The sequence below is a fragment of the Streptohalobacillus salinus genome, assembly GCF_003201605.1.
Lineage (GTDB): Bacteria > Bacillota > Bacilli > Bacillales > Amphibacillaceae > Streptohalobacillus > Streptohalobacillus salinus.
This window is the reverse complement of the sequence record NZ_QJJR01000001.1, coordinates 210,861-226,879: the sequence shown is the minus strand read 5'-3', so window position 1 is coordinate 226,879 and position 16,019 is coordinate 210,861. Positions and strand designations below refer to the sequence as shown.

Sequence of the window (16,019 nt, the reverse complement as noted above, 5' to 3'; positions counted from 1 at the left end):
TTCTATCATGGAGTGTAACAAAAAAATTGCCCTAGGTAAACTTTATACGCTACATTTTGTATCTTTTTCTGCAATTTTTAAGTCAGATCGACAAACAATTGCGTCAGCTCTACTTCCTTCAATAACTTTTCTACATCTGTTCAGGGTTGCTTATTCATTTCTTCGTTGATTTGTGGTATTCTTGACGATAATGACTGTTTAATGACCATGATTTCTCGATGAATTGAACACTGTACATAACTAATAAACGCCGTTTATTTCTATTAAATGACGTAAAGAAGAAAGGTGACAACATGCAAACAATATTTTCAGGTATTCAACCAAGCGGGTCCTTATCTATTGGTAATTACTTAGGTGCAATGAAACAATTTGTTGACTTACAAGACGAACATCATTGTTATTTTTGTATTGTCGATGAACATGCAATTACTGTTCCTCAAGATCGTTTGAAATTAAGAGAAAACATCCGCTCACTTGCAGCTCTTTATCTTGCCAGTGGGATTGATCCAAACAAGGCTACTTTATTCATTCAATCAGAAGTATCAGCCCACACGCAACTGGGATGGATCATGCAAACACAAAGTTACATTGGAGAATTGGAACGTATGACACAGTTCAAAGACAAATCACACGGTAAAGAAGGTGTCTCTTCCGCCTTACTCACTTACCCACCGTTAATGGCTGCCGATATTCTGCTTTACAATACGGACATTGTCCCTGTCGGAAATGATCAAAAACAACATTTAGAGTTAACCCGTGATTTAGCCGAACGTTTTAATCGAAAATTCAATGACATTTTTACAATTCCTGAAGTGAAGATTTCTGAAGTGGGTGCACGTATTATGTCACTTCAAGAACCAACGAAAAAAATGAGTAAATCAGATGAAAATCAAAAAGCAACTGTGTTTATGCTAGATGAACCAAAAAAAATTGAGAAAAAGATTAAAAGTGCCGTGACAGACTCAGAAGGTATTGTTCGCTTTGATCCGATTGACAAACCGGGTGTATCAAATTTATTAACGATACTATCTAGCTGTACAAACACTTCTATTAAGGACTTAGAAGCAAAATATGTTGGTGTTGGTTATGGTGATTTTAAACAAGACGTTGCCAACGCTGTTCTTGACATCTTGGTCCCTATCCAAAAACGCTACTACGCAATCATTGATTCAGAAACATTAGATGATATTTTAGATGACGGCCGTGATAAAGCAACCGCTGTTGCCGAAAAAACACTTAAAAAAGCGAAAAAAGCAATGGGACTTGGGCGCGTAGTAAAACGCAACTAGTCGACAGGAATACTAACACAATAAAGCTACCGATGTGAACGCTCATGCATCGGTAGCTTTATTTATTCACCAGTTACTTTTTCCATCGCTTGACCTTACAGGCTATTTACTAACCAGCTTTGTTCATTCCTAACTACAAACAAAATAAAGACTTAAGTGCATCACTCACACTTAAGTCTTTTTATAAAATATATAATAGCTTTTACGATAGATCACGCCTAATTTACAAACTTTTTAAACACTAGACAAGCGTTATGTCCACCAAATCCTAATGAATTACTTAAGACACAATCAACAGCTGCTTCACGTTTTACATTTGCAACATAATCCAAATCACAATCCGGATCTGGTGTTTCTAAGTTAATTGTTGGAGGAACCACTTGATCAGTAATGGCCTTAATCGAAGCAATTGCTTCAACCGCACCAGCTGCACCAAGTAAGTGACCCGTCATTGATTTTGTTGACGAAACGAGCAATTGCTTGGCATAATCACCAAACACACCTTTAATTGCTTCTGTCTCAAACTTATCATTAAGTGGGGTACTTGTACCGTGCGCATTAATATACTGAATGGCTTCAACTTCAAGACCAGCATCTTTAATGGCTTGTTTCATTGCGCGTTGTGCCCCTTCACCATGAGGTGCTGGAGCCGTGATATGATAAGCGTCTGCTGTTGAACCATATCCAACAATTTCGGCATAAATATCGGCGCCCCGTGCTTGCGCTGATTCTAACGATTCAAGAACCAAGATCCCTGCGCCTTCACCCATTACAAAACCATCGCGGTTTTTATCAAATGGACGACTTGCTGTTTTAGGATCAGGATTAGACGATAAAGCTTTTGCTGAAGCGAAACCGGCGACCGCTAAGTTGGTAATCGGTGCTTCTGCTCCACCTGTAATCATAATATCTTGATCACCACGTTCAATCACTTTAAAGGCATCACCAATTGAGTTTGTTCCCGTTGCACAGGCTGTCACTGTACATGAATTGATTCCTTTCGCACCGAGATGAATCGATATTTGACCCGCAGCCATGTCCGGAATTAACATCGGTACTAAGAATGGACTTACACGACGATAGCCTTTCTCAACAAATTTATGAAATTGCTCTTCATAAGTGGTTAAGCCACCGATACCAGAACCGACCCAAACGCCAACGCGCTCATTATTTTCTTCGTTAATTTCAAGTTTAGCATCAGCCACTGCTAGTTTAGCTGCTGCCAACGCATATTGGGTGAACAAATCCATCCGTTTAGCGTCTTTTTTCTCCATATAATCACTGGCATCAAAATCCGTTAATTCAGCTGCCACTTTTGCTGGAAAATCATCAGCGTTTACCTTAGTAATGGGACCGACACCCGAGTGTCCAGCCAAAAGGTTTCGCCATAATTCATCAATTGTAGAGCCAATTGGGGTAATTGCACCCATTCCCGTTACTACTACACGTTTTCTTGTCATGCTTGTATCCTCCCATTCACATTCTAAACTTGCTTAGTCATCTCACTAACGATCGTCGTTATTTTCCGTAACGTAACAGTACTGCTCCCCAAGTTAGTCCACCGCCAAAACCAACAAGTACAACGTTGTCACCATCTTTAATGTTTCCATGTTTAACTTCTTCAGCAAAAGCAATTGGAATCGATGCTGCCGATGTATTGCCATATTTTCGAATCGAATAGCTCATGCGCTCTTTAGGAATATCAAGGCGCGTCCGGGCAGCTTCCATAATTCGAATGTTGGCTTGATGTGGTACTAAAAAGTCCACGTCATCTTTAGTTAAACCTGCTTTTAGTACGACGTTCTCACTTGATTCCGGCATTTGTCGGACGGCGAACTTAAATACTTCTCGACCATTCATGCGAATCAGTGTATCTTCTTGGTATAACGCCTTGCCACCTGTACCGTCTGCTCCTAGTTCAAATGATAGGATACCACGATCAGCAGAAACAGGTCCCATCACACATGCACCTGCACCATCACCGAATAACACACAAGTGTTACGATCCGTCCAGTCCGTGATTTTCGAAAGTTTTTCAGCACCAACAATTAAAATACGTTCATAGTCACTACCTTCAATAAATTGCTTGGCTGTAATCATCCCGTACATAAATCCAGCACATGCAGCCGTAACATCCATTGCGGCTGCTTTCGTAGCACCTAAGCGTGCTTGTAGTTGACAAGCAACAGACGGAAAGGCCACATCACCCGTCACTGTCGCAACTAAAATCATATCAAGTTCACTCGCGTCCACATTCGCATCGTCAAGCGCTGCAACAGCTGCATGATACGCTAAGTCGGAGGTTTCTTCTCCCTCTGCTGCGATATGTCTTGTTTCTATGCCTGTCCGCGTACGAATCCATTCGTCATTTGTATCAACGATTTTTTCTAAATCAGCATTAGTTAAAATACGCTCTGGTAAATAATACCCTACGCCTAAAATTCCTGCATTCATATGTCTACCCCTTACTCGGTTAATTTATAATCAAATATTAAGACTTGGTACTAATATAAGCGATATGAATCGTTAAATCAAGTCTTTTTCAACGAATCGTACTTTTTTTCTAAAAAGGGACCTCAGAAAGATTTCTTTTTTAATGGAGGTTTGCTAAAATGATTAAATAACGATTCTTTTATAAATGAGGTGAAATAATGCGGATAATTATCTTAATGATTTGGTCTTTCTTTATTAGTTTGTTACTCGGTTATGTGCTTACCAGTATGGCCGGTGAAGGATTTAGCTGGTTCCCTGTCATTGCGATGACTGTAATTTTTACACTTGTGGGAGCGTTTGTTGGTGAAACATTAATTGAAGATTAACTCAACCAATCCTTGATTTGATCAACCTGATTCAAGGGGTCATGTTGATCAAATGTATGTGGGATAGTGATAACCTCCTCTTTTTAAAAAGAGGGGGTAGTTATTTGTTGGCGTTATTTTAAGCTGTTGAAAAAATATTAGTCAAATCTAAAAAGAAGCGCTATATGCTCATGGAGGTACGTGTTATGACGTTTTTTACCCTGATATTCTTTTATTTACTCTTTGGTTTTGTTCAAGGGTTCACCGAACCCATTCCCATTTCATCAAGCGGACATTTAGTGATTTTCCAGGATATCTTTAATCTTAAAATGGATGATTTAACCTTTGAAATTTTAGTGAACTTTGCCAGTTTACTTGCTGTACTCGTAATTTATCGCCAAGACATTATTCGTCTAGCAACCAATGGTTTTCACTTTTTAACCAAAAAACAAAATAGGTTAGCAGCTGAACGTGAAGATTTTATGTTTATTGTCTACTTGTTAGTTGCGACTGTACCTGCTGGTGTTATTGGTCTTTTATTCGAAGACCAAATTGGTAATACCTTTTCAAGCGCAAAAATGATTGGCATCACATTAATCATCACTGGTTTTGCCTTATTTATTATTCGGAACCTGCGTGGTCAAAAAGCGGACCGTCAATTAACCTTAAAAGATGCATTAATTGTCGGACTTGCTCAATCCGTTGCCCTCATTCCTGGGATTAGCCGCAGCGGAGCTACCATCGTTGCTGCCATGCTATTAGGCATGAAACAAGCAACTGCACTACGCTTTTCTTTCTTGTTATATATTCCAATTAGTTTAGGGACGTTCATGCTATCAATTGGTGATTTACTAGATGGACGGCTCGTTGAACTATGGCTCCCTTATTTAGTAAGCTTTGTCACCGCAAGTGTTGCCACTTACTTCTCACTTAAATGGTTCATGCACATTATGGCGAGAGGAAATTTAATTTATTTTTCACTATACTGTTTTGTTGTCGGAACGATAGCATTCATATTACTATAATCCAATGAAGGAGGCATTGTCATGGTCAAGGTCAACCATTTAAAAGCTGCAACTGCACGTTATTTTGCTACACCTGACCATACTCTTCATATTAAGAAGGGACAATTTCTTTTTCGTCAGCAAGATATCGTCAGTGACCTTTACTTAATCAGGCAGGGGCATGTGATCATTAATAAAATGACCCCCGATGGCCGAGAATTAACCTTGAGAATTCTTGGTCCAGGTGATTTAATTGAAGAAGTGTTCATGCAAGAAGAAGCAACACATCGCTATTTAGTCGATGCGAAAGCCACTGAAGCAACGGTTTTATTTGTTTATCCACAAGGACAACTCAGGCAAACGCTCGCCAGTGATGCCGAAGCTCTGGTTGATATCTTACAGTATAGCCAACTAAATAACCAAAAGGATCAAACTAAGTTTCGTGATTTAATCTTGCACGGAAAAAAAGGTGCGCTTTATTCAACCTTGATTCGTCTCACAAACAGTTACGGCATTAAACAAGCGGATGGCATTTTAATTGACCATCTTCTGACTAATCAAGAATTGGCTAATTTTTGTGCGACGTCTCGTGAATCAGTCAATCGCTTACTTAGCCCTTTAAAGAAGCAACAGATTATCTCAGAACGCGATGGAAAGTTAGTCATTCATGACCTTGATTATTTAAAAAAGGTTATCAATTGTGAGAACTGTCCGATTGTCTTATGCACGATTAATTAAAAGACCCCGCACCGATTTACCGGTACGGGGTCTTTACAATCACTTGATGATCAATCAGGAATGCCTAAGGCAATTTTCGCATAGCGAGACATGCGATCCTTGCTCCATGGTGGTGACCAGACAATGTTTACTTCAGTGTCTTTTACTTCTGGCAGTTCAGAAAGGGCACGTTTGACATCAGCCTCAATGTGTCCTGCAAGTGGACATCCCATCGCTGTTAAGGTCATGGTTACGATGGCGGTCCCTTCTTCATTTAAATCAACCCCATAAATAAGACCTAAGTTAACAATATCAATGCCAAGCTCAGGGTCAATAACGTTCTCGAGTGCACCGAGCAAGTTTTCTTGTAGTGCTTCATCCATTCTATATACACCCCTTCATTATTTTTTTTAGGAAAAACTATAAAAAGTTAAACGCATTATTATTATAACGAAAAACGTTCCGAATTGAAAACAATTCTTATTAAACTATTAACAATCAAAAAATGCTGCACATGCACGTCTTGCTTCCAAATTCACTTTATGTCCATGATTTGGGGTCGTCAGGTAAGTCAAATTACTCGTTTGGCCACTTGCTTTTAGTTGTTCTACAAACGCCTCTGTTAGATGATAGGGAACATAGTCATCTTGCTCACCGTGCCAAATAAAGAGTCTACGGTTGTTTAGGACGTCGATATCCTTTGATAAATCGAGCGCCTCCACCTGCATTAAGAGCTGATGAAAGTCAGCTTCACTTAACGGAGACGTTTCTAATTGACTTAACGTATAGTTGAAGAATTCAGTTAGTTTAGCTGTCCCCATTAAAATTGCTGCTTGTTTAACAAACGTAAATCGCTTCAGACTAATGGCAGTGATTATCCCACCCATACTTGTGCCTGCTAACATAAACGCATCGTCTAAGATCCACTGCTTTTCTAGAAGTGCATCATAATAGCTTTTTATCGTTTGTGACGTTTGATCAATGATTTCAAAAAAACGTAAATTTTGTTCGGCACGTGATATACGGTCGTCATCACTATGTAGATGAGCATCCGGTAAAATCACACGGTAGCCACCATTTGCTAATAAATAAGCGGTATGTAATTCATCTAGTCCCGTTCCACCAATCCCGTGCAGATAAATTATCACTGGTAATGGCACATCCGCTTTCCCTTTAGGTTCGACGCATTGCACTTGTTTACCAGCCAGCATAAGTTCTTTTACATAAACCATTTCTTCACCCCTAACCCATTCTTATTGTTGCACTAATCGTGTTTCATTTACTTTGTATCATACGTGATAGGAAAGAATGATGCAAAAGTTAAGTTAACAAATCCTTAACTTTACAACGTCCACTTTTTTCTTTAAACTGATTTTAGAAACAGAGGTGAAAAAGATGACCAAGAAACAACACTTAATTGCACTAGATTTAGATGGAACCCTTTTATCGAGTACACAAACAATCTCAGAAAAAAACCGTCAGATCATTCAAGCTGTTCGTGATCAAGGACACATCGTTGTCATTGCAACAGGACGCCCCCATCGTGCGAGCATTGATTACTATCATCAACTCAAGCTTAATACACCGATGGTAAACTTTAACGGGGCTTATATGCATCATCCAACCGATAAGAATTGGCGGGCGCTGCATTCGCCCTTATCGCTTAGATCAGCTAAAAAAATCGTTCAAACCTGTTATGACTTTGAAGTAAACAACATGATGGCTGAGGTCCTTGATGATATTTATCTTGACCGTTATGATGAACGTTTGATGAAAATCCTTCATACCGAAAAGGAAGATGATCCAATTACGATTGGCAGCTTGAAAAATCAGTTAAAATCTGATCCGACGTCATTGCTGATTCACCCACGGGATCATCACATTGATGAATTACGTGAAAGTTTAGATCGCGATCATGCTGAAGTGATTGAGCATCGAAAATGGGGCGCACCTTGGAACATGATTGAAATTGTTCGTAAAGGCATGAACAAATCGGTAGGTTTAAAACGCATTGCGCACTATTACCATGTTGACCAAGCACAAGTCATGGCGTTCGGTGACGAAGATAACGACCTTGAAATGCTAGATTATGCGGGCATTGGGGTGAAAATGGGTAATGGGATTAGCGATTTGGATCACGTTGTTAATGATGTAACGGTTACAAATGATGAAGATGGCGTTGGCGACTACTTGGCACGCTATTTTAATATCAAACAAACCCATTGATCATTTTCGGACACGCTTTTATGCACGTTCTATCAATCTATCCGTTGAACGTCATATACAGAGTGATCTGTAGTCATTATCTAATTAATCGGATTAAAAACGTAAACACGGCATCATCACTAAGTGATGATGCCGTGTTTGTTGATGATCTTAATGAGGTTTACCCTTCATTCACTTCCGTATCCTTTTGGACAAAAACGAAACATGACTTGCATCATTTATAGGAGTGGGATAATATGATTCACCAATTGGTTAAAATCAAACGGTTTAATCATGTAATCACTTGCTCCTCGTTCTAGCCCTTTAATAACTTCTTTAGACTTTTGTTGCCCCGTGATCATAAGACAATTAAAGCGGTCTTCTTGTAATTGCATTTCAATTTCTTCCAATAATTCAATCCCGGAAAGTCCTGGTAAAATCAAGTCCAAAATCAGTAATTTTTTCCCTTCATGCGTTAACCAATTTGACGTTAAAAACGTTTCTGCATCAGGATAGGCAGTGACTTCGACGGCAAACTCTGAAAGTGCTAACGTTTTTAAGCGATCTGTTAAATAACTACGCATAAAAGCGTCATCGTCTACCAAGGCAAGTTGAATTACGTTTCGTTTTTCTGAACGCAAATCTTCTTGATAACTATAGACTTGATTTCGTCCTGCTTCTTTCCCTAAATAAAGCGCCTTGTCGGCTCGTTCAGTTAAATCTTGTAATGTATCTGCTTTGCCTTGATAGGCGTCTAAACCAACAGTAAAGGTAACTTGAAAGGTATCCTGCCTCGCATGAAATGCGATCGCTTCAAAACGCTCCCTGATTTCATCCATATATTGAACTGCTTCTTGCCGGTTCATTTGTGGCAGCAACATAATAAACTCCTCACCACCATAGCGAATAAAATAGTCTTCCGGGCGCTTCATTTCAAAAAATAATGATGAAAAGCGCACCAACACATCATCACCCACGTTATGTCCATACGTATCATTAATTGTTTTGAAGTGATCCAAATCAATCAGTGCCAAGCTAAAGGGTTGCTCTGAGTGATGATATGCACGCGTTAAATCCCACCAAATTTTATCGAGATAGGAACGATTATAAGCTTTTGTTAGTTCATCAATGAAACTATTCGATTGTAAAAAGCGCCGATAGCGTAAGCGGTTCTCAATAAAGCGATCAAGTAACGGTGCACTCACATCATGTGATAAAATATCATTCACATCTTCATCATAAAATTGTTGCTTGTCTTCATCCATCATCGTATCATAAAAAATAACAATGGGAATAAAAGCTTCTGTCGCCCGTTCTCGTAAGCGCTTAACGAGTTGATGTGTTAAATTCACATCCGTTGAGGCATCAAGCATAAGTATATCAGGTTTACGGTCATAGAATCGTTTGATGAGTTGCTGACGCGTTGTCGCAACATTAATGGTATAGCCCAAATCTTCGATCATTGCTTTACAGTGATTAAGTGATGCCAAATTATCATTAAACAACAGCACCGTACCGTCCTTTATTTCTTCAATCGGTGTATCGCCTTCTTGTTGAAGGATGATAAATAATGGGTGCATTAAGCGACTCCATTCATCTTCACGGTACAACTGCTTATGATCATTGTTTAATTTCCAGAGCAACTGATTAGCCATTGCCCCGACGTTTTTTAATTCTATATGAATGGTCGCTTCTTTAATTTCCTCTAACCAATGCATCAGTTTATCGCGCGTGATGGTTTCTTCACGTTTAAATTGTTGTTTTTTCTCATGTTGACGTAAAATAAAAACATGCTTTAAATCCATTTTGTTTGCTCCTTTGACCTAGAGGTATATACGCCGAAAAAATTAGGTCCACCGTCCATTCTAATATAAGCGCTTTGATTATGCGAGTATCAATTCGACTATTTACTTTCAGTTATTAAACTTATTTGTTAAACTATTGAATACGAACTGCTAATGATTAAGGAGGTTGACTATATGAGCATTCTTGTTGAACGCACACCAAACCCAAATGCAATGAAATTCACTGCGAATAAACAACTATTTAAAGGTGAACAAAGCTACCCGCTCTTTCAAGGAGAAACTAGCGATTACCCTGTCTTAAATGATTGCCTAGATATTGCTGGGGTCGATAACGTATTTGGTTACCAACATTTTATTACAATCATTAAAAAACCGAGTGCAGATTGGTCGTTACTAAAAGAAAAAGTAATTGAAACCATCGAAGCACATGGGTATTAATCTGCGCACCACGGGAAACTTGCCTTGACGAGAAAAAACCTTATATTTAATAGGTACATCAACAGCTACCTATCTAAATATAAGGTTTTTTTGAAATGGCTTATTTCAACTCAAATTCAGCGATTAGACCTAAATCTTTACTCACAGAAATTGCATCTGCACGCGAGGTGACATTTAACTTTTGAAAAATTTTAGTTAGATAACGTTCAACTGTACGGCGACTCACCGACATCTGAAGAGAAATTTGATCATTCGTCAAACCTCGACCAACCTTAACCAATACCTCATGCTCAATTGCTGTAAGTTGTACCTGTCTACCGGTTTCCAATTGGACATCTCGATTCATTCGACTCAATTGATCGAGCCAATCTTCTGGAATTACTGCTAAATCATTCACGGCTGCATAAACAGCCGCAACTAATTGTGCATTCGTAAATGTTTTACTCAAGAAACCAACCACACCGAGCTGAATCAGTTTATTGAAGTAGGTGGTTGTATCATAACCTGTGTAAATAACAATTTTAGCATCAGCTTCTTGTGCTTTAATCTTTTGTGTCAGTTCGATCCCATTTATCTCTGGCATATTTAAGTCAACAATATATAAGTCATAAGGATTATCAGTCAAGCGCTTTAACGCTTCTTCACCTGTCGATACATAGTCACAGTAAAAATCAGGTTCATCTTCCAAAACCCGTTTTGTGCCTTCACCAACAATTGCGTGATCATCAATCAATAAAATACGATACACTTACATCACTTCCATTTCTCCGTGGTAAGGCAGGACAATTTCCATCCGTGTGCCTTCACCTAATTCTGAGTTAAATTTAATGGTGCCATTTAAACTTTTGACACGTTCTTTAATTGAAAGCAAGCCCATTTGATCGCCTGGTTCGGTCCAACTCGTTTCTTTCATCCCTTGGCCATTATCTTCATACTGCATCAATACCCGGTCATCGAGATCGCGCAAACGAATGGTGACACGGGTTGCTTCTGCGTGTTTATAAGCATTGGATAACCATTCCTGGATAATCCGGTAAAGCGTCAACTGAAACGCTTGTGTCTGCTGATACTCACCCCTTATGTTCGTCTCAAAGGTAAGCTTACTGTTGCTTTGAAAAGAGAATTTATCTGTAAGTTCCTTAATAGCTTCGACAAAACCGACTTCATCAAGAATTGTTGGATATAGCGACCGACAGGTCTCTCTAATCTCATAAATAATATCTTGCACACTTTCTTCTAATTGATTAACTTCCTTTGAACTGATCTTCGTTGGCTGATTACTAAAACGTTCAAGCTGACGCTTCATAACGATCAAATCTTGCAAAAACGTATCATGAATATCACTCGCGAGGCGTTGACGTTCATTTTCAGACCAATGAAACAACAACCGCGATAACCATTCCATATTATCAGATTGTTTCGCCATTTCCAACTCATCTAATAAGTCATCAATCCGCATTCGGTTTTCTAATGCGATATTGGCAAATTGGACAAGACTTGAGAGATAATCAACTTGTTCCTTTGATAATTCGTTTTCTTCTGTTTGAAAGAACAAAATATAAAGCTCTGCTTTATAATTGTTGATTGGCATAGCGAATAGTCCATGTCGACCAATCAAACGACCAATAAAGAAGCGTTGGTGTTGATAACGTCGTAAAAAGGGCGTATAGCGCTCGGGTAATTCACTGTAAGTGACCGTTGGTACTAACATATCTTTTAGACGAATTAATTTGTAATGTTCAAGTGGTAACACTTCTCTTACTTCGCGCAGAAAAGCCTGCAAAATATCTTTTCGTGATTGTTTCTGACGTAAGATTTCACTAAAACGGAATAAGCTTGCTTGGTAAGCCTCTTCAGATACAAACAATTGCGGCCTAAAATAGTGATCCAACTGCTTCTTCACAAAGAAAAGACCAATAATAACCATTAAGGTATAAAAAAACAAACTAAACAGCTGACTAAACTCAGGTGAATGATCTAAAAGGATAAAATTCACAAGTGTGATTGATATCGCCAGGGCACTTGATAGGATTAAATAGTAGGGCAACTTTTTAATTTGGAATCGTAATAAATATAATTGCTCAGATAAAATCATATATAAGAAACCAAACGGAATAAAAAACAAGAAAATATTAACGTACTCAAATGGCATCAAAGCCATTCCAGTTAATAAAAATGGAATGATGTAAAGGGTCACAAATGGCGCAACCGCAAAACCTATGGCTAAAATAAAACCAAGTAAGGAATCAAAACTATCATGTTGCTTTAAATAAAATAACCCTCGAACCATCTGAAAGAAGACAATTGCTAAGATCGCCACAAAAATGGGTAAGATCACATAATCCAACCTTACTTCTTTTGCGTAGGTGTTTGCTTGATAGATCCCAGCGATGCTCAGGCCGTAAATAAGATAAATTGAACCTTTTCGGAACCAGACTTTTTTACGTTCTTTAAAAAAGTGATAAAGAAAATGGTAAAATACACTCGGTGATAGCAAGAACACAACGGTTAAAATTGACGTGGCAAAATCATGCATCTTTATTTGGAGGCCCGTCGAACTATAAGCTAAACTAACCATTAGTCCCATTGTAATGATTAATAATTTGCTTTTCTGATAGTCTTCCCTTTGAAAGATAAAGTAAGTAAAAATTAAAATGAAGATAAAAAATAATAACGGCAAAATTAAATAAAAGAAATATTGCGTAAATAGTTCTGAGCGATAGTCAACAGGAAAACTTATCAGTCTCCCACTACGTCTTACTAAAAGTTCCTCAGCGTCTTCAATCCGCATTTGTTCAATCACTGACCAGTGTTCACCCGTCGGCTCACCATCGATGTAAACAACCCGATCTCCTTCAATTAAATTATTTGCTTTCCCCCAACCTAACCGATGCAATTGCTCAATTTCAAATTGATTACCGCCTGTAGGATTTAACTCAATTCCGATAAAAGGTTCCAGATTTTGAATAAAGAAATAACCTTGTAAGAGTGTAGCGATAATAACGAGCATGATGATTCTTGTCTTATAATTAAAAGACTCTAAGCTTGGATTCATTTTACTCACATCCTGATTTTTCTTGTTTTTGGCGAACACTTAATTTGACCACATTTTTTATTATACATGAAAAAAAGCCCTGACTTATGAAAAGTCATGAGCTTTTTTGGATTCCCATTACCGGATTGTCGAAATATGCATTAGGGATGGTAATGTTCATATGTGTCTGATGACACGTTTTCTACATCCCTAGTGTAACATGAACAGAAATGATTGAAACCGACAACTTTTGCACGGCCTCCGACAACAGGTGGCGGTTTTACACTTTTCCCAATTATTGTTCACGCCGGAAGAATCCGAACACACCTGCTGTTTGCACTATATTCGTAAAGGCTTCTGGGTCTACCTCATGAATAATCCGCTCTAAATCATACAATTCATAACGGGTGATAACAACAACGAGCATCGACTTATCTTCTTTCGTATAAGCACCACGGGCAGGCAAAATCGTAATCCCGCGGACCACTTTTTGGTGAATTGCATCTGAAAGTTCTTCTGTTTTTTTCGTGACAATCATAGCCGTAACTTTCTCATGCCGTGTGTGCACCCCGTCAATAATACGTGTTGATACGTATAAGGCAAGTAGTGTATACAACGCATTTTCAGGCTCATTCAATAGCCCTGCGAAGAAGATAATTACACCATTAACAATCATTAAATACGTCCCAATTGGTTTATCTTTCATTCGGGAAAGTACCATCGCTAAAATATCAGAGCCCCCAGTAGAAGCCCCCCATTTTAAAGTGATCCCGACACCAAAGCCACCAAGCACCCCGCCGAAAACAGCGTTTAACATGATGTCATCCGAAAAACTATAAACAGGGATCACTTCTAAGAAGAAGGTAGACACCCCGACCGACAACATACTATAAAGGGTAAAATGTCGTCCTACTTTAAACCACCCCAGTAAAAATACGGGAATGTTTATGAGCAAAAGCCAAATACCCGTTGAAATAAAATCAATACTTAGATAGACACTAAATACTGTTGAGAGTAGCTGCGCTACCCCGGTAAAACCACTCGCATAAACATCCGCACTAATGAAGAAGAAGTTTAACGCAACTGCATTAATGATTGCACCAATAATAACAATTACGATCCGCTTAGCTTCAAAAATAAACACGTAAAACACCTCCAAACAAATTTCATCCGAACACGTCGGTCACATAATTATCGATACCCAGAATGCCGATAAGTTATGCCCGAAATGCAAAAACATCAAAATATCTTTTGACGTACACATCAAGTAACTATAAACTAGGAAGTAGCAATATGCAATCCTAACCGTTTATTTTTAAAAATTCTTGCTTGAAAGGACGATTATATATGACAGTACAAATCATTTGTGATTCAGCTTCAGATTTAGCAACTGCTGATATTGAAGCGCTTGATCTTATTCGAGTTAGTTTAACCGTTCAACTTGATGGAAATGACTACAAAGATGGACAAAATTTAGAGGCAAAGACAATGTATGACCGGATGCGCGAGGGAGCGAGCCCTAAAACGTCTCAAGTAACACCTCAAGACTTTGAGGATGCGTTTATGAAAGTCGCTGCAGCGGGTAAAGAGGCTTTGTATTTAGCTTTCTCATCAGAACTATCGGGTACCTATCAGTCCGCAATAATCGCAAGAGACGTGGTGCTTGAGAAATACCCTGAGACAAAAATTGAAATTGTCGATACATTATGTGCTTCACTTGGTTATGGTCTCGTTGTGAAAAAAGCAGCCGAGCTAGCCCAAGAAGGTTTGTCATTAGCAGCCATCACGGCAAAAAGCACCTATTATGCTGAACATATGGAGCATATCTTTACCGTTGATGATCTAGAGTACCTTTATCGGGGGGGACGGGTTAGTAAAACCGCAGCATTTATGGGCACATTACTTAAAATCAAACCGATCCTACACGTTGATGATGGTAAATTGATTCCATTAGAAAAAATACGTGGTACCAAAAAAGCCTACAATCGTATTTTTGACATTGTCGAAGAACGTGCCACTGATTTAACTGGCCAAACCGTCGGAATCAGCCATGGTGACGTTGAAGATGTTGCTTTAGAGCTGGCAGAAATTTTCAAAACGAGATTCGGCGTTAAAGAGGTCGTCATTCGCATGGTTGGTTCCGCGGTCGGGGCACACTCTGGCCCTGGAACAATTGCAATCTTTTTCCAAAACCAACTTTAAGTAAATGACGCATCAGCTAAACTTTTATACGTTTTGAAAAACACATGAAAAAGCCTTGAAGGTTAGTAGAAAATGTCTTACGAAAAGGCAATGCAGTTGATTCGCTGCATTGCCTTTTCTCTGTTTTTTTATTTTCTGTTTTTTATTTAAGGATAAAAACCCCACGGTAATCTACCAAATCCTAAGATAAGTGCAATAGCTACCATGACAACCAATTGTACAACGAATCCTTTAAAGACGCCGCCCCTTTTAAGACGATACAGGATCCATTCCATCATCACAACAGCCCATAAACCACTCAGGGTCTTCACGACCAGTTCTGGACCAAAATCACCCATCATATCACGTGTTATATAGCGATAGACTAAAATAATACCTGTTACCGCAATGCTTGCTAAAAGCACCCGTGTAACCCAATGAAAGAAAGCGGCGGGTTTATCTTTCTTATACCAATATAAGGCCCAAGCAAGTCCAAATGAAATAAATGCTAGCGCCCATGCCGCTACGTGAAGGTGTACAAACATATC

General features: G+C 38.8%; 16 protein-coding genes. 7 read left to right on the top strand and 9 right to left on the bottom strand.

The genetic code is table 11. The features are described from left to right. Positions 1–293 precede the first annotated feature (293 nt). Positions 294–1,289 carry a tryptophan--tRNA ligase gene (trpS, locus tag DES38_RS00980; protein WP_110250211.1) on the top strand — a complete coding sequence of 332 codons (996 nt, stop codon included), beginning with the start codon at positions 294–296 and terminating at the stop codon, positions 1,287–1,289. 218 nt (positions 1,290–1,507) lie between these two features. Here the strand turns inward: trpS and fabF are convergent, their stop codons facing one another. Next, positions 1,508–2,749: a beta-ketoacyl-ACP synthase II gene (gene fabF, locus DES38_RS00975; protein ID WP_110250210.1), complete on the bottom strand. Its 1,242-nt coding sequence runs from the start codon at positions 2,747–2,749 to the stop codon at positions 1,508–1,510. Between the two features lie 58 nt (positions 2,750–2,807). Then, positions 2,808–3,743: a beta-ketoacyl-ACP synthase III gene (locus DES38_RS00970; RefSeq protein WP_110250209.1), complete on the bottom strand. Its 936-nt coding sequence runs from the start codon at positions 3,741–3,743 to the stop codon at positions 2,808–2,810. A gap of 197 nt (positions 3,744–3,940) precedes the next feature. Here DES38_RS00970 and DES38_RS00965 point away from each other — a divergent pair, with 197 nt between their 5' ends. The 3 genes from DES38_RS00965 to DES38_RS00955 all read left to right on the top strand — a co-directional run bounded on the left by DES38_RS00965 (position 3,941) and on the right by DES38_RS00955 (position 5,829). Next, the gene (locus tag DES38_RS00965) at positions 3,941–4,108 is read left to right on the top strand and encodes a DUF2929 family protein (RefSeq protein ID WP_110250208.1); all 168 of its coding nucleotides are present in this window, start codon (positions 3,941–3,943) and stop codon (positions 4,106–4,108) included. Between the two features lie 185 nt (positions 4,109–4,293). Then, positions 4,294–5,112, top strand: a complete 819-nt coding sequence (locus tag DES38_RS00960; RefSeq protein WP_245881934.1) for an undecaprenyl-diphosphate phosphatase — start codon at positions 4,294–4,296, stop codon at positions 5,110–5,112. A 21-nt stretch (positions 5,113–5,133) separates the two neighbouring features. After that, positions 5,134–5,829, top strand: coding sequence for a Crp/Fnr family transcriptional regulator (locus DES38_RS00955; RefSeq protein WP_110250206.1), 696 nt, complete (start codon positions 5,134–5,136; stop codon positions 5,827–5,829). A gap of 50 nt (positions 5,830–5,879) precedes the next feature. On the opposite strand, the gene DES38_RS00950 is transcribed toward DES38_RS00955, so the two are convergent. After that, positions 5,880–6,191: a metal-sulfur cluster assembly factor gene (locus tag DES38_RS00950; protein WP_110250205.1), complete on the bottom strand. Its 312-nt coding sequence runs from the start codon at positions 6,189–6,191 to the stop codon at positions 5,880–5,882. Between the two features lie 108 nt (positions 6,192–6,299). Next, on the bottom strand, positions 6,300–7,040 hold the full coding sequence (locus DES38_RS00945) for a prolyl oligopeptidase family serine peptidase (RefSeq protein ID WP_110250204.1): 741 nt from the start codon (positions 7,038–7,040) through the stop codon (positions 6,300–6,302). A 163-nt stretch (positions 7,041–7,203) separates the two neighbouring features. Between DES38_RS00945 and DES38_RS00940 the strand changes: the two genes are divergently transcribed. Beyond that, a complete protein-coding gene (locus DES38_RS00940) occupies positions 7,204–8,034 on the top strand; it encodes a Cof-type HAD-IIB family hydrolase (RefSeq protein WP_110250203.1) in 831 nt (276 codons plus the stop codon). A gap of 218 nt (positions 8,035–8,252) precedes the next feature. Here DES38_RS00940 and DES38_RS00935 read toward each other — a convergent pair whose 3' ends face one another. Next, entirely contained in the window at positions 8,253–9,818 is a 1,566-nt protein-coding gene (locus DES38_RS00935) for a diguanylate cyclase (RefSeq protein ID WP_110250202.1), read from the bottom strand. A gap of 174 nt (positions 9,819–9,992) precedes the next feature. Between DES38_RS00935 and DES38_RS00930 the strand changes: the two genes are divergently transcribed. After that, the gene (locus DES38_RS00930) at positions 9,993–10,256 is read left to right on the top strand and encodes a NifU N-terminal domain-containing protein (RefSeq protein WP_110250201.1); all 264 of its coding nucleotides are present in this window, start codon (positions 9,993–9,995) and stop codon (positions 10,254–10,256) included. A 100-nt stretch (positions 10,257–10,356) separates the two neighbouring features. Here the strand turns inward: DES38_RS00930 and DES38_RS00925 are convergent, their stop codons facing one another. From DES38_RS00925 to DES38_RS00915, 3 genes are all read right to left on the bottom strand, one after another. Then, on the bottom strand, positions 10,357–11,004 hold the full coding sequence (locus tag DES38_RS00925) for a response regulator transcription factor (protein WP_110250200.1): 648 nt from the start codon (positions 11,002–11,004) through the stop codon (positions 10,357–10,359). Then, positions 11,005–13,311: a sensor histidine kinase gene (locus tag DES38_RS00920; protein ID WP_110250199.1), complete on the bottom strand. Its 2,307-nt coding sequence runs from the start codon at positions 13,309–13,311 to the stop codon at positions 11,005–11,007. 274 nt (positions 13,312–13,585) lie between these two features. Next, positions 13,586–14,434 carry a YitT family protein gene (locus DES38_RS00915; protein WP_110250198.1) on the bottom strand — a complete coding sequence of 283 codons (849 nt, stop codon included), beginning with the start codon at positions 14,432–14,434 and terminating at the stop codon, positions 13,586–13,588. A 203-nt stretch (positions 14,435–14,637) separates the two neighbouring features. Between DES38_RS00915 and DES38_RS00910 the strand changes: the two genes are divergently transcribed. Then, positions 14,638–15,492 carry a DegV family protein gene (locus tag DES38_RS00910; protein WP_110250197.1) on the top strand — a complete coding sequence of 285 codons (855 nt, stop codon included), beginning with the start codon at positions 14,638–14,640 and terminating at the stop codon, positions 15,490–15,492. A gap of 146 nt (positions 15,493–15,638) precedes the next feature. Here the strand turns inward: DES38_RS00910 and DES38_RS00905 are convergent, their stop codons facing one another. Beyond that, positions 15,639–16,016, bottom strand: a complete 378-nt coding sequence (locus tag DES38_RS00905; protein ID WP_245881933.1) for a DUF1516 family protein — start codon at positions 16,014–16,016, stop codon at positions 15,639–15,641. Between the last annotated feature and the right edge of the window lie 3 nt (positions 16,017–16,019).

Coding starts and splice junctions, on each gene's coding strand:
- DES38_RS00945 (WP_110250204.1), bottom strand. CDS start 7,040: ATGGTTTATGTAAAAGAACTTATGCTGGCTGGTAAACAAGTGCAATGC.
- DES38_RS00950 (WP_110250205.1), bottom strand. CDS start 6,191: ATGGATGAAGCACTACAAGAAAACTTGCTCGGTGCACTCGAGAACGTT.
- DES38_RS00930 (WP_110250201.1), top strand. CDS start 9,993: ATGAGCATTCTTGTTGAACGCACACCAAACCCAAATGCAATGAAATTC.
- DES38_RS00960 (WP_245881934.1), top strand. CDS start 4,294: ATGACGTTTTTTACCCTGATATTCTTTTATTTACTCTTTGGTTTTGTT.
- DES38_RS00935 (WP_110250202.1), bottom strand. CDS start 9,818: ATGGATTTAAAGCATGTTTTTATTTTACGTCAACATGAGAAAAAACAA.
- DES38_RS00955 (WP_110250206.1), top strand. CDS start 5,134: ATGGTCAAGGTCAACCATTTAAAAGCTGCAACTGCACGTTATTTTGCT.
- DES38_RS00910 (WP_110250197.1), top strand. CDS start 14,638: ATGACAGTACAAATCATTTGTGATTCAGCTTCAGATTTAGCAACTGCT.
- DES38_RS00965 (WP_110250208.1), top strand. CDS start 3,941: ATGCGGATAATTATCTTAATGATTTGGTCTTTCTTTATTAGTTTGTTA.
- trpS (WP_110250211.1), top strand. CDS start 294: ATGCAAACAATATTTTCAGGTATTCAACCAAGCGGGTCCTTATCTATT.
- DES38_RS00970 (WP_110250209.1), bottom strand. CDS start 3,743: ATGAATGCAGGAATTTTAGGCGTAGGGTATTATTTACCAGAGCGTATT.
- DES38_RS00940 (WP_110250203.1), top strand. CDS start 7,204: ATGACCAAGAAACAACACTTAATTGCACTAGATTTAGATGGAACCCTT.
- fabF (WP_110250210.1), bottom strand. CDS start 2,749: ATGACAAGAAAACGTGTAGTAGTAACGGGAATGGGTGCAATTACCCCA.
- DES38_RS00905 (WP_245881933.1), bottom strand. CDS start 16,016: ATGTTTGTACACCTTCACGTAGCGGCATGGGCGCTAGCATTTATTTCA.
- DES38_RS00920 (WP_110250199.1), bottom strand. CDS start 13,311: ATGAATCCAAGCTTAGAGTCTTTTAATTATAAGACAAGAATCATCATG.